The following is a 13,409-nucleotide window of genomic DNA, read 5'->3' on the forward strand; positions in this document are numbered from 1 at the left end:
CAGCAAACGGTTAGTTCAGCTCAAGCTCTTTTAAGGTTTTCTCTACCACTTTAGCTGGCAGCGGAATGTAGCCATCTTTTACCACTACTTCCTGACCTTCTTTAGATAACACAAGTTTTACAAACTCCGCATCGATTGGGCTTAATGGCTTGTTCGGTGCTTTGTTAACGTATACGTAGAAGTAACGCGCCAGTGGGAACTTACCCGCTAATGCGTTTTCCTCGTTAGCTTCAAAGGCTTCACCACCTTTTTTAGCTAATGGTACGGCACGTACTGATGAGGTGCGGTAACCAATGCCGGAGTAACCGATGGCATTCAGGGTGCTAGAAATTGACTGTACCACCGAGGCTGAACCTGGCTGCTCGTTCACGTTAGATTTAAAGTCGCCTTTACATAAAGCCGATTCTTTAAAGTAACCATAAGTACCCGATACCGAGTTACGACCAAACAGTTGCACTGGTTTATTCGCCCACTCGCCGGTTAAGCCTAGATCGCCCCAGGTTTTTACATCTTTCTCGGCACCACACAAACGGGTACTGGAGAAAATTGCATCCACCTGTTCAATATCTAACGATTTAATCGGGTTATCTTTATGTACAAATACCGCTAAGGCATCAATCGCAACTGGAATTGCCGTTGGCTTATAACCGTACTTTTCCTCAAAGGCTTGAATTTCGTTATCCTTCATCGGACGACTCATCGGGCCTAAGTTAGCTGTGCCTTCGGTTAGCGCAGGAGGAGCGGTGGAAGAACCTGCTGCTTGAATTTGAATGTTTACGTTCGGGTAGTTGCGCTTATATTCTTCGGCCCACAGCGTCATTAAGTTAGCCAGTGAGTCCGAACCCACGCTAGAAAGGTTGCCGGATACCCCAGAGGTTTTACTGTAGGCAGGTAGCGCTGGATCAACCGCTGCTGAAGCAGCCATTGTGCCTACACCCGCAGCGACAAAAGTCAGGGCTGCCATCAGACGTTTCAGTTTCATACATTGCTCCTTGAAGCCATAATCGTTGTAAGTTGCAGATCAGTGTTGTTTCGCTACAACGCTACTCTAGGGCCTCAAGATGACAACTAGATGACAGCCAAATAAATTACTCAATTTCCTGCTGAATACTGCCAAAGGTGCGGGCCCAAGGCTGATCATTACTGCTCGCCTTAACATCATCCGCGCGTTTTTTTGCCGCTTCAGCGCTGCTAAAGGCACCATAGGTGACTACAAATAACTTATTATTTTGCTGGTTTTTAATAAAGTAACGGTAATCTGTGCCATGCAAATTAATATAATTCTTTGCCGCAGCTTCAGAACGGGTAGCTAAAATTTGCAAGGTGTAATGATTAGAGTTTTGCTTCAGATACCAAGCTGCCTCTGGGGTAATGCTGGACTCCAGCGTACTTGCCTCGCGTGGAATCTCTAACGTTTGCGGGGTACTAGGGGTGCTGTTGCTGCTGTAATTCCACAGACTAATGGTCACCCCAACTAAAATCAGTAAGGCGGCCAGTGCTAAGCCAATTTTTTTCAACTCAAGGGATTTTTTACCCCGCTCTGGGGGTTGGCTATCGGCTTTCACATACAACAGCGCCTCTGCCTCTTCATGTAAGCGACCCGGCCAGCCTTCAGCTGCTCGATAAATAGCCGCCTGCTCTTGATCACTAAACAAATCAACACTTTTACCAGCCATCGTTAGGCGAAAATTGAGGTAATCCATACTTTCGATGAAATCCCACGCCTCTAATGCGAGCTGTTGATAGAGTGACTGATTGTCACTGACTAACTTTAAGTTAGCCAGAATGCTGTCTTGAGCAAAAACAATTACTTGAGCACCAGCGCCCTGACTGCCTTGAGCTAAACGCAGTAAAAACAATAAAGCGGAGTCGTCTAGATTTTCCGCATTGTCGACCACTAAATATAAGGTTTTATCTTGTTGTTTGAGCAACACTAAACGATCAAGAATCTGCAACAAGTCATCGGCTACTTCAAGCTTCTGCGCAACTTGGTACTGTAAACCGCCAGCATCAGACACACCATTAATACTTAAATGCAGGCAAATATCAGTTGTCGCACAGGTGGCTAAAAATGCAGTGGCTAAGGTACTACGACCACTGCCTTGCGGGCCTGTCACCAATAAAAAGTGCTGACCTTGCTCGGCCCAAAAATGCAGCTCAGCTAATACTGACTTACGTTTTGGATTATAAAACTGCTGACCTGGCAAACCTTCAACAAAGGGATCTTGGCTAAAACCGAAGTACTCGATTAACTGTGGGTCCATAACTTAACGTCCACTCGACTGCTGCACCGCAGTCGCCAATGCTTGATAATCAGTGGTTAACGTTTGCTGCAAACACTCTGCTGAATACTCGGCTGTAACTATTGCTTGCCCTAGCTCAGCAAGCAATACCAAACGAATCTGCCCATCTTGCACTTTTTTATCTAACGCCATGTGCTGTAAGAAGGTCGCAGCCGACATATTCTGTGGCGGCACAACCGGCAACTGGGCCGCGATAAATAAAGCAATGCCACGATCACGCTGCGCGGCTGAAATATTACCCAGCAAATAAGACATCTGTAACGCCATTACAGTGCCCGCAGCAACTGCCTCACCATGCAACCACACACCATATCCCTGTTCGGTTTCAATAGCATGACCAAAGGTGTGGCCTAAGTTTAAGGTGGCACGCACCCCGTTTTCTCGCTCATCGGCGGCCACAATATTGGCTTTAATCGCGCAGGAACGCTCAATCGCATACCGACAGGCTGCCGCATCTAACGCTAACAGAGCCTGCATATTATTTTCTAGCCAAGCAAAAAAGTCTGCATCATAAATCAACCCGTACTTAATCACTTCGGCTAAACCCGCGGAAAACTCTTTAGCCGGTAAGGTACTGAGGCTATGGGTATCAATGACCACTGCTTGGGGTTGATAAAAAGCGCCAATCATATTTTTGCCCAGCGGATGGTTAATGGCCGTTTTACCCCCCACAGAAGAGTCAACTTGTGATAAAAGTGTGGTCGGTACCTGAATAAAGTTGACTCCGCGCTGATAACAAGCAGCAGCAAAGCCAACCATATCCCCAATGACTCCGCCACCTAAAGCGACTAACGTTACCTTGCGATCACAATGGGCCTGCAATAACTGATCAAAAATAAGCTGCAGTGTCTCCCACGTTTTGAAGGACTCACCATCCGGCAAAATAATCTCTAACGGCTGATAAGCCGCTAATTGCTGTTTAATCGTCGCTAAATACAAAGGGGCTACCGTGGTGTTGGTCACGATCACCACTTGCTTGCCTTTGATATGCTCAGCCCAAGGACTTGTTTGATAGCTTTCTTGACCGATATATATCGGATAGCTGCGCTCAGCTAAATCAACCGTTAGGGTTTTAATACTCGCTAGGCTCATGAAATTCAGTCCTTATAGCTAATCAATCAAGAAAAAGAAAAATTATTCCTGTACTACAGCCTGTTGCTTTAAGTAGCTGATGATCTCTTGCACCACATATTTAGGTGGGCGCTCATCAGTTTCAATCACTAAATCGGCTACTGCTTGATACAACGGATGACGCACTTTAAGTAACTCGGTCAGTACTTGCGCAGGATCATCCGTTTGCAGTAACGGTCGATTGCGATCTCGGCTGGTTCGGGCAATTTGATGCTCTACCGAGGTGCTAAGGTAGATGACGAAGCCTTGCTGACTAAATTGCTCACGGTTTTCCGCCCGCAAAATTGCCCCCCCGCCAGTCGCTAGGACCATACCTTGCTCTTGACATAAGGCCGCCAGAACCTGCTGCTCACGATCACGAAAGCCAGCTTCACCTTCAAGCTCAAAAATTAAAGGAATACTCGCACCTGTGCGTACTTCAATTTCGCGGTCCGAGTCATAAAATGGAAGATTTAATGCTTTAGCAAGCAAACGCCCGATGGTGCTTTTTCCAGCACCCATCGGGCCAACAAGAATATAATTTTGCACAGGTATTAACGATTCAAGGAAATACTCTGATTATTCATGATTCTTGGAGTAATGAAAACCAGTAATTCGGTTTTATCATCCTGCTTCATGGTACGGCGGAATAAGTTTTTAATACCAGGAATATCGCCTAATACTGGTACTTTTTCCACAGACTCTTTACGCACGTTCTGGAAAACCCCACCAATCACAATGGTTTCACCATCTGCGACTAGTACTTTGGCATTCACTTCATTCTTATCAATTGGTGGTACTCCATTCACCGCTTTCTGGAAGTCAGGGGCATCTTTAGTAACTTTTACTTCCATCATGATGCGGTTATCTGGGGTAATTTGTGGAGTCACTTCTAATGATAAAGCAGCTTCTTTAAACGATGTACTAGTCGCACCACTAGAACTGGCTTCTTGATAAGGAACTTCAGAGCCCTTCATAATTTTGGCTGTTTCTTTATCGGAAGTAACAATTTTTGGCTGAGAAACCACCTCACCATTCCCTGACTTTTCCATCGCCGACAACTCGAGGTCTAAGCGGGTTTTACCACCAATAAAGCCAATACCAATCCCTGAACTTGCACTATTTGCACCTAAGTCAACAAAAGCATCATTAATATTGTAGTTGGTACTGCTGCCAGTACGGCTGCCTCCCCACTTCACACCCAGCTCTTTCTCATAATCAACGTTAGCTTCAACAATACGCGCCTCAATCATGACTTGACGTACTGGAATATCTAACTGAGTTACAATTCGGCGTAGCTCATCTAAACGCTCTTGAGTCTGATAAGCAATAATCGCATTGGTGCGGTCATCAACAGTTACCGTACCACGCTCTTCAGTTTGTCCAGCAGAAACAGACTGGAACAATGCCGCAATATCAGCAGCTTTCGCATAATTCACCTGAATTAGCTCACGGCGCAATGGCGCCAACTCGGCCACTTGGCGCTGAGCTTCCATTTCCTGGCGCTCACGAGCAGCAATCTCTTCTGCCGGTGCAACCAGTAACACGTTACCGACTTTACGCTGAGCTAAACCTTTAGTTTTTAATACTAAGTCAAGCGCTTGATCCCACGGCACGTTTTGCAAACGAAGCGTGATATTACCTTGCACAGTATCACTGGCGACCAAGTTCAACTCAGTAAAATCTGCAATTAGCTGCAATACTGAACGTACATCAATATCTTGGAAGTTGAGCGATAGTTTTTCGCCGGTATAAGCAAAGCTTTCAGCAATACGTTTTTCTTTTTCTTCGCGGGTCAACGGCTTAACACTAATAGTTAACTTATCATCAGATTGATAAGCCAAATAGTCATAATGCCCTGTTGGCTCGATCAAAATCGATACTGAATCACTGCTCTGACTAGCGTTAACAAATTGAACAGGTGTCGCAAAGTCTTTAACATCTAAACGCACCCGTAAAGTTTCAGGCAAACTAGCACGAGGGAAAGTTACACGTATTTTTCCACCCTCGTCTTTAATATCTGAAATTAAGTTAGGATCCGTTAACGAAATGACAACGTTCCCCTCTCCCTGCTCGCCACGCTGAAAATCAAGATTATTAATACCAGGACCACTGACCGCATGTTTGCGCTCAGTAAAGCTGGTAGGAGATTGCCCCGCTTGAACCGATGGCTGCACCCCCTGTGGTGCTGTACGTGAACCAAGCTGACTTTGATCACCGATAATCACATACAGATGCTTACCCTCGGCACGAGTTGTATAGCCACTTAAACTATTAAGATTGACAATAAGTCGCGTTCTATCTTGAGCTTCAATAACGCTTAAGCTACGTGCATTTCCCATGCCAATTTCGCGTGTTTTAGATGTTAGCTGACTCGTTACACCTGGCAAGTCTAAAGCAATACGTGCTGGCCGCTCAATAGTGTAACCTTTAGGCTCCATAACCGGCTCATCAAAGATTAGCTTTAATTCTACTTTATCTCCTGGTAAAGAAGCGATTTTTAAATCATTTAAAGTAGTAGCAAAAACAGCTGGTGCGAGCGATGCTGTTAATAGCGTGACAACCAGCTTAGAAAGTTGTTTGTTCATTATTCCGTTCCGTTATAAATTCCAGTTTAAAGTGTGATTTAGACTAGTTTTACCGTTCTTGCAAAAGAATCGTACGTGGACGTTCTAGCCATCCCCCATCACCACTTTCAACTATTTCAATCACATTAATTTGAGCTGGTTTAATTTCGGTAATACGACCATGATTAGCCCCTAAATAATCACCTACTTTTACTCGATGCACACCACTCTCAGCCGCTTTAATTAAAGCGTAGTTTTGACCATCACGATTCAAGGTACCTACCATAGTAAAGCTATCCATATTAAAGCCTTCTAAAAACTGCTTCACTCGTGTCTCATCGGGATGTATATCCTGTCGACCACTTACTTTATCGTTCATAGTTATTTTAATGGGCGGCTGAAATGGACTTCTTTTATTAGAAGCCACATAAGTAAAAGGCTCATACACCACCTCTTGTGGAATAGGCTCAATTTTGCCCTTAGGCCGCTGATACACTTCGTCCATATAGGCGCGCAAATCGCTATTATCATATTCTGGTGCACAGCCGGCTAACATTAAAAGCAAAGGAATAGTGCTAGCTAAGACACTCTTAGATCTCATGCCTCATCTCCTTGACCTTTATAGCGATATGTTTTCATCATTATGTCCATTGATAGTTTTTTAGCTGAACCACCTACAGGCTTTAAATTAAAATCATGTAACGTAACAATGCGTGGCATACTGGCAACTTTAGTTACAAAAGTTGCTAGATCGTGGTAATCGCCTTCAACTCGTACCCGAATAGGGAGTTCTACGTAAAACTGTTGCACACTTTCCGGCTGTAATTTAATTTCCTCAAAAGCCAGCCCACTATTTAACCCAGCATTTGTAATATCCTCCAGTAACCCAGGAACCTCGGTGTCACCTGGAAGCTGCTTTAATAGCGCCCCAAAAGAATGCTCCATTAGCACCAGCTGTTCTTTGTATTCTTCTAAGTGAGCAGCCTGAAAAGCTCGTAAAGAGAACTGTTCTTTCAGTGTTACTTCTTGACTTTTAGCCTGCGCTAAACGCTCCCTTATATCCTCAATATGATATTTGTAGCCTAAACCAAGTACTAGTAAAATCATAAAAAAACAAACAAAGCCACGCACAATGGGCGGCCAAGAGCCAATATTTTCCGCATCAAGCTCTGACAAACTGACGCCATGCATACTGCCCTTTAGCTTAGTCAGCAAACTCATTTACTAGCTCCTTCTGATTGATGCTTAGCACTCGCTGCTGGCTTAGTTTGCTCCACTGCTAACTTAAACACATTAGCCTTATCCAAAGTGCCAACTTTAGTGACGACTACACTGTCTAATACTGAGTGAGATAACCAGTCTGAATCATCAAGATTGCGCATCAAGCTAGAAATTAAGCTATTCGACTCAGCCACACCACTAATACTTAAACGCTTATCTTGTAACTGCGCTTCAGTAAAGTAGACACCATCAGGAAGAGTATCTACTAATTGCTCAAAAATACGCCCAGTAATGGGGCGGTTACCTTGTAAATCCTGGATAATTCTCATCCGCTCTACAAGCTGTTTCTTACGTTCCTTTAGCTCATTAATTTCTTTCACTCGATTTTCTAAAACCGAGGATTCTGCTTTTATATACTCATTACGCGCATTTTGCTGGTTGACTTTTTCATTAAAATACTCACCTGCTAGATAAACCAGTCCAATAGCAATAATGATTGAGCCTATTAACTTCAAGAAAAAACTTTTTTTACGCTCTTCACGTAGCTCATCACGCCATGGCAATAAGTTCAAATTAACCATGTTTATTTCCCCACATAGCTAGCCCACAAGCAGTCATCAATGCAGGCGCATCTGCCGCTAAGGCACTGGCATTGATTTTATTGCTGACCAGCATGTTAATAAAAGGATTGCCTAATAACGTTGGAGTACCAATCTTCTGCTGCACTTGTTGTGGTAGTCCTTCAAGCGCTGCTGTTCCTCCTGTCAAAACAATATAATCAACTTCAGCATGTTGACCTGATGCGAAAAAAAACTGCAATGAGCGTGAAATCTGCTGTACTACTACTTCTCTATAAGGAGCTAAAATCTCTGTCAGGTAATCTTCAGGCAGTCCTCCTTGAGCTACAGCATTTAGTGCTTCACTATAAGTAACACCATAACGCCCTTGTATTTGATCTGTCAGCTGCTTACCACCAAACACCTGCTCACGCGAATAGATTGCTTTCCCATGCTGCATAACAGTTAAAGTCATCATCGTTGCACCAATATCCACTAACGCAACGACTAACTTTTCACTGCCATTACCAAGCTGTGGAGCAATCAAACTATAAGCACGCTCAGTTGCATAGGCCTCCACATCAATTGCTTTCGGCTCAAGCCCTCCAAACATCAAGCTATCTCTAAGCTCTTCCACGCTATCTTTTCTACAAGCGGCCAATAAAACTTCTGAGCGCCCAGCACTTTTTGCACTATCACCAATTACTTGAAAATCAATGGCCACATCATCAATAGGGAAAGGAATATATTGATCAGCTTCCAGATAAATCGTACTTTCCATTTGCTCATCACTTAAGCCTTTTTCCAGCTCAATAACCTTAGTGATGACTGCAGAGCCAGCAACTGCTGCAGCGGCTTGCTTGGTCGCTATACCAGCCCTTGCAACGGCTTTCTGGATAGCCTCACCAATCTTTTCAGCATTGACAATATTTTTATCAGACACAGCCCCACTAGGAAGAGGCTCTATGGCATAAGCCTCTATACGGTAATTGCCTACAGAGCGACTGAGCTCAACCAACTTAACTGCGGTTGAACTAACATCGACTCCAAGCAGCGTATTTGCTTTCTTTTTAAAAAGCTTTAGCACAATCAAATTCCTATTGATTCACGTAAAAAACGACAGGTTTTTCGGCGTATTAGATAGTAACAACTTAGAAAGAGCAAATAGCACACCTTCTATAAACGACCTATAATACTGACTATCCGTATAAAATACATACGATTTTTAATCGTATCCTTAATTCTACAAAGTGGTTAACACCTTGATTAAATTACTAAAGTTTCTCTTTTGGTCTATCGCTGGAGCTCTTAGCAGCCTTGCAGCTCTTTTTGCAGGCGCTTACCTATACCTGAGCCCACATTTACCTTCAGCAGAATCTTTACGCAGTATGGAATTACAGATGCCACTGCGTATTTATAGCAAAGATAACAAGCTAATTGCCGAATATGGTGAGATGCGCAGAACACCTATTGACTTTGGTCACATTCCTGAACGATTTATTCAGGCTTTACTTGCAGCCGAAGATGATAATTTTGCCACTCACTCGGGCGTCGATTTTGTTAGTCTGATGCGTGCCGTATCAGAACTAATAAAAACCGGACGTATTCAAAGTGGTGGTAGCACCATTACCATGCAGGTGGCGAAAAACTTTTTCTTGACCAGTGAAAAAAGTTTCACTCGCAAAGCCAATGAAATTTTATTAGCTTTGCAAATTGAACGTGAGCTCAGTAAAGATGAAATTTTAGAGCTATATGTCAATAAAATTTATTTAGGTAACCGTGCTTACGGTATTGAAGCAGCAGCCCAGATCTATTATGGCAAATCCATTGGCGAGCTTAGCATTGCCCAATTAGCCATGATTGCTGGCTTACCTAAAGCGCCCTCTCGCTACAATCCTATTGCTAATGAAGCGCGCAGTATGAGTAGACGCGACTGGATCTTAGGCCGCATGTACAAACTCAATTACATCACCGAAGCCGAATATTCTACCGCGCTTGCCGAGCCACAAACGGCCAAGCTCCATATTGCCCAGCCTGAGTTTCAGGCGCCGTATGTTGCTGAAATGGCCCGTGCAGAAATGGTCGAGCGCTATGGTGGCGAAGCCTACACTGCTGGTTTTACGGTTAAAACCACCATTGACTCACAGCTACAACAATACGCTAACTCAAGTTTACAAACAGGCCTACTAAACTACGAATATCGCCATGGATTTCGCGGCCCTGTAAAATCCTTTGCTAAGTATCCAAAAGAGCAATGGCAAAAGTTGCTGCACAATGAGCCTGATTTACATCCCCTAAAAATAGCTGTAGTGACTAAAGTAGACCAACAATCGGCTCAAGTACTGCTACGCAATAAGGTAGCTGCAACTCTTAATTGGCAAGATATGCGCTGGGCGAGAAAATTTATTAATGTTAACAGTCAAGCCGCTAACCCACGGACAGCACGGGATATTATGCAACCCGGAGATCTTGTTTATGTACAACAAAAGACAGATGGGCAATACCGCCTTGCACAAGCGCCCGAAGTACAAGGTGCTTTAGTCTCTCTAGACCCTCGGTCTGGCGCAATCGTAGCTATTACCGGAGGGTTTTCTTTTGAACAAAGTAAATACAACCGTGCTGTCCAAGCTAAACGTCAAGTCGGTTCAAGCTTCAAACCTTTTATTTATAGTGCGGCCTTAGATAAAGGTTACACAGCCGCTAGTATTTTTGCCGACACTCCCACTACCTTTCCTGCATCGCGCTATGGAAAAGCCTGGACACCAAACAACTCAGACCGCTCTTTTCTCGGTAATATAAGCCTGCGTACAGCGCTCTATCGCTCAAGAAATATTGCCGCTGCCAAAGTGCTTGAGGCCATTGGCATAGACTATGCCGTAGATTATATAAGTCAGTTCGGCTTTCCTGCCGACGAGTTACCGCGTCACCTCCCCCTAGCTTTAGGTAGTGCTGATTTTACTCCTCTCGAAGTAACTACAGGCTGGGCCACTTTTGCTAATGGTGGCTACAAAATTACTCCCTATATCGTGGATGAAATCTACGATCGGAACGGTGTTTTAGTCAGCAAGACTCAAGCGGCCGTTACCCCCGACTCTCCACGCTATCAAACTGATAATGCCCAACCAGCACCGCAAATTATTGATAGTCGCACCGCTTTTATCATGACCGATATTTTGCAAGATGTGATTCGCCGCGGCACCGGTTCACGCGCAAAATCTTTAGGCCGCTCAGATCTTGCTGGTAAAACCGGCACAACTAACTCCGCTAAAGATACATGGTTTGTTGGCTATAATCGGCAATATGTCACCACTGTTTGGACCGGATATGACCAACCTAAAAGCTTAGGTCGGCGCGAGTTTGGCAGTACCTTTGCGCTACCCATTTGGATTAACTACATGGCCCAAGCTTTACGTGATCAACCTACTCAACCTATTCTGCGCCCTGAGGGACTACAACAAGTGCGAATAAACGCCCAAGGATTACGCTCAGACAGCGGCAGTAACGAATACTTTAAACAAGAAGACACCTTGCCACCCTTTGCCACTGAGTACTATTACGAAACCCCAATGGACTTTTTCTAATTAGGTACGCACTACTCGCAATAAAAATGCCCGCAATCAGCGGGCATTTTTATACTTCAAATTATTTAAGCGACTAATAACTAGCCATTAAATACTTCGTCAACTGAGGTCAGTGGATAATGCTTTGGATAGGGTTTAGTTGCTACGCCGCTATCAATAGCGGCTTTAGCTACAGCATCAGGCACTAAATTAATTAAACGTGCATCCATTGGCTTAGGAATAATATAGTCACGGCCAAAGCTTAAGTCTGACAAGCCGTAGGCTTCACACACTTCTTTAGGCACGGGCATTTTAGCTAAATCTGCTAACGCATGAACCGCGGCTACTTTCATTTCTTCGTTAATTCGAGTGGCTCGTACATCTAGCGCACCACGGAAAATGAATGGGAAACCTAAAACGTTATTCACCTGGTTGGGGTAGTCCGAACGACCGGTGGCCATAATGACATCTGGACGCGTTTGGTGTGCTAGCTCTGGGCTAATTTCCGGATCAGGGTTTGAGCAAGCAAACACAATCGGATTTTCTGCCATTAGCGCCAAGTTTTCTGGGGATAGTAAATTAGCGCCCGACAAACCAACAAACACATCAGCACCAGTAATGGCATCAGTTAAGGTGCGCTTATCGGTTTCATGGGCAAATGCTGCCTTGTACTGATTCAGATCGTCACGTCCAGAGTGGATCACTCCCTTGCGGTCGATCATAAAAATATTTTCAACTTTAGCGCCCATACTGATTAACAGTTTCATACAGGCTGTAGCAGCAGCACCCGCGCCTAAGCACACAATTTTTGCTTCTTCTAGCGTTTTGCCAGCAATTTCTAAGGCGTTAATCATTCCTGCTGCGGTAACAATCGCGGTACCGTGCTGATCATCGTGGAACACCGGAATATCGCACTGCTCAATTAACGCGCGCTCGATTTCAAAGCACTCTGGCGCCTTGATATCTTCAAGGTTAATCCCACCAAAGGTAATAGAAATACGTTTAACCGTGTCAATAAACGCCTGCGGACTTTCTGCATCGATTTCAATATCGAATACATCAACCCCTGCAAAGCGCTTGAAAAGTACACCTTTACCTTCCATTACTGGCTTAGAGGCCAAAGGCCCTAGGTTACCTAGCCCCAAAATAGCTGTACCATCTGAAATCACCGCGACAAGGTTTCCTTTGCCCGTGTATTGGTAAGCAAGCTCTGCATCACGTGCAATTTCACGGACCGGCTCAGCCACACCAGGGCTGTACGCTAGCGCTAAGTCACGCGCAGTAGCTGTAGGTTTTGTCAACTCGACACTTAACTTGCCTGGACGAGGCTCAGCATGGTATTCGAGAGCGGCTGTTTTTAAATCAGACATATTGGCTATTCCGCTAAAAATAATGAACTAATAAGCCATTGAGCATACTCAAGAACCCGCCATGTCACAAGACACAAGTCAGTTTAACCCTAGCATCTAAAAAGATTGCACTTTTATTCTAAAAAATAACCAAAACCAAGAATATTTAACCTAAAAAATAGTAAATAACAGCATTTAAGCTCGAGTTATATTTTACGCACCTAAAGTGACTGAACATCAACTCATAAACAACCGATAGTTTTTAATTTTTGCTAACTCTGTTGAAGCTAAGCAACGGACCTCTTAGCTTCTGCCCTACAGAATCAATTGTTCACGCGAGCTAAACATACAAACCACTAAAGTTATCTAATCTGCTCAGATGTATCTTTACAAGACGCCTCAAGCAATAGGCATAAAAAAAGCGCTCATCAAGAGCGCTTTTTTAAATTGCATCGCAGTGCAGTAATAATTACTTATTACCGAAGCCACCAAAACGCTGTTTGAAGCGATCAATACGACCACCCACATCCAATACTTTCTGCTTACCGGTGTAGAACGGGTGGCACTCAGAGCACACATCAATGTTGATGTCTTGAGCTAAAGTAGAACGTGTTTTAACAACGTTACCGCAGCTGCAAGTAGCGTTGATATCTGCGTAATTTGGGTGAATACCAGCTTTCATGATGAATCCTCATTGTGTTCGTGCCGCCACCCAACACCATTGCTGAGTACCGCACGCAAA

At 44.2% G+C, this 13,409-nt stretch carries 12 protein-coding genes; 1 reads left to right on the top strand and 11 read right to left on the bottom strand.

Going from position 1 to position 13,409, the window contains the following annotated elements; all coding sequences use genetic code 11:
* Positions 1 to 10: 10 nt before the first annotated feature.
* The 9 genes from AC2T15_RS10350 to AC2T15_RS10390 all read right to left on the bottom strand — a co-directional run bounded on the left by AC2T15_RS10350 (position 11) and on the right by AC2T15_RS10390 (position 8,845).
* Positions 11 to 982 carry a phosphate ABC transporter substrate-binding protein PstS family protein gene (locus AC2T15_RS10350; protein WP_053100532.1) on the bottom strand — a complete coding sequence of 324 codons (972 nt, stop codon included), beginning with the start codon at positions 980 to 982 and terminating at the stop codon, positions 11 to 13.
* 106 nt (positions 983 to 1,088) lie between these two features.
* Positions 1,089 to 2,264, bottom strand: a complete 1,176-nt coding sequence (locus AC2T15_RS10355; protein ID WP_486778234.1) for an SPOR domain-containing protein — start codon at positions 2,262 to 2,264, stop codon at positions 1,089 to 1,091.
* Between the two features lie 3 nt (positions 2,265 to 2,267).
* Complete coding sequence (gene aroB / locus AC2T15_RS10360; protein ID WP_486779041.1) at positions 2,268 to 3,380, bottom strand: 3-dehydroquinate synthase; 1,113 nt, start codon at positions 3,378 to 3,380, stop codon at positions 2,268 to 2,270.
* Between the two features lie 57 nt (positions 3,381 to 3,437).
* On the bottom strand, positions 3,438 to 3,962 hold the full coding sequence (gene aroK / locus AC2T15_RS10365; protein WP_486778235.1) for a shikimate kinase AroK: 525 nt from the start codon (positions 3,960 to 3,962) through the stop codon (positions 3,438 to 3,440).
* Between the two features lie 5 nt (positions 3,963 to 3,967).
* On the bottom strand, positions 3,968 to 6,001 hold the full coding sequence (locus tag AC2T15_RS10370; protein ID WP_486778236.1) for a type IV pilus secretin PilQ: 2,034 nt from the start codon (positions 5,999 to 6,001) through the stop codon (positions 3,968 to 3,970).
* A 49-nt stretch (positions 6,002 to 6,050) separates the two neighbouring features.
* Positions 6,051 to 6,581 (bottom strand): pilus assembly protein PilP, encoded by a 531-nt coding sequence (locus AC2T15_RS10375; protein ID WP_286593338.1) that lies wholly within the window; start codon positions 6,579 to 6,581, stop codon positions 6,051 to 6,053.
* Positions 6,578 to 7,201, bottom strand: coding sequence for a type IV pilus inner membrane component PilO (locus AC2T15_RS10380; RefSeq protein WP_486778237.1), 624 nt, complete (start codon positions 7,199 to 7,201; stop codon positions 6,578 to 6,580). The genes AC2T15_RS10375 and AC2T15_RS10380 overlap by 4 nt, the downstream gene beginning before the upstream one ends.
* Positions 7,198 to 7,782 (bottom strand): PilN domain-containing protein, encoded by a 585-nt coding sequence (locus tag AC2T15_RS10385; protein ID WP_486778238.1) that lies wholly within the window; start codon positions 7,780 to 7,782, stop codon positions 7,198 to 7,200. The genes AC2T15_RS10380 and AC2T15_RS10385 overlap by 4 nt, the downstream gene beginning before the upstream one ends.
* Positions 7,775 to 8,845: a pilus assembly protein PilM gene (locus tag AC2T15_RS10390; RefSeq protein ID WP_486778239.1), complete on the bottom strand. Its 1,071-nt coding sequence runs from the start codon at positions 8,843 to 8,845 to the stop codon at positions 7,775 to 7,777. The genes AC2T15_RS10385 and AC2T15_RS10390 overlap by 8 nt, the downstream gene beginning before the upstream one ends.
* 175 nt (positions 8,846 to 9,020) lie before the next feature.
* Here AC2T15_RS10390 and AC2T15_RS10395 point away from each other — a divergent pair, with 175 nt between their 5' ends.
* On the top strand, positions 9,021 to 11,339 hold the full coding sequence (locus AC2T15_RS10395) for a penicillin-binding protein 1A (RefSeq protein WP_486778240.1): 2,319 nt from the start codon (positions 9,021 to 9,023) through the stop codon (positions 11,337 to 11,339).
* Between the two features lie 80 nt (positions 11,340 to 11,419).
* Here AC2T15_RS10395 and AC2T15_RS10400 read toward each other — a convergent pair whose 3' ends face one another.
* Entirely contained in the window at positions 11,420 to 12,688 is a 1,269-nt protein-coding gene (locus tag AC2T15_RS10400) for a malic enzyme-like NAD(P)-binding protein (protein WP_053100541.1), read from the bottom strand.
* A 448-nt stretch (positions 12,689 to 13,136) separates the two neighbouring features.
* Complete coding sequence (gene rpmE, locus AC2T15_RS10405; protein WP_053100542.1) at positions 13,137 to 13,349, bottom strand: 50S ribosomal protein L31; 213 nt, start codon at positions 13,347 to 13,349, stop codon at positions 13,137 to 13,139.
* Positions 13,350 to 13,409 lie beyond the last annotated feature (60 nt).

This window comes from Thiopseudomonas sp. SA1F2-1K (assembly GCF_057443035.1).

Coding starts and splice junctions, on each gene's coding strand:
- AC2T15_RS10350 (WP_053100532.1), bottom strand. CDS start 982: ATGAAACTGAAACGTCTGATGGCAGCCCTGACTTTTGTCGCTGCGGGT.
- AC2T15_RS10355 (WP_486778234.1), bottom strand. CDS start 2,264: ATGGACCCACAGTTAATCGAGTACTTCGGTTTTAGCCAAGATCCCTTT.
- AC2T15_RS10370 (WP_486778236.1), bottom strand. CDS start 6,001: ATGAACAAACAACTTTCTAAGCTGGTTGTCACGCTATTAACAGCATCG.
- AC2T15_RS10375 (WP_286593338.1), bottom strand. CDS start 6,581: ATGAGATCTAAGAGTGTCTTAGCTAGCACTATTCCTTTGCTTTTAATG.
- AC2T15_RS10380 (WP_486778237.1), bottom strand. CDS start 7,201: ATGAGTTTGCTGACTAAGCTAAAGGGCAGTATGCATGGCGTCAGTTTG.
- AC2T15_RS10385 (WP_486778238.1), bottom strand. CDS start 7,782: ATGGTTAATTTGAACTTATTGCCATGGCGTGATGAGCTACGTGAAGAG.
- AC2T15_RS10400 (WP_053100541.1), bottom strand. CDS start 12,688: ATGTCTGATTTAAAAACAGCCGCTCTCGAATACCATGCTGAGCCTCGT.
- rpmE (WP_053100542.1), bottom strand. CDS start 13,349: ATGAAAGCTGGTATTCACCCAAATTACGCAGATATCAACGCTACTTGC.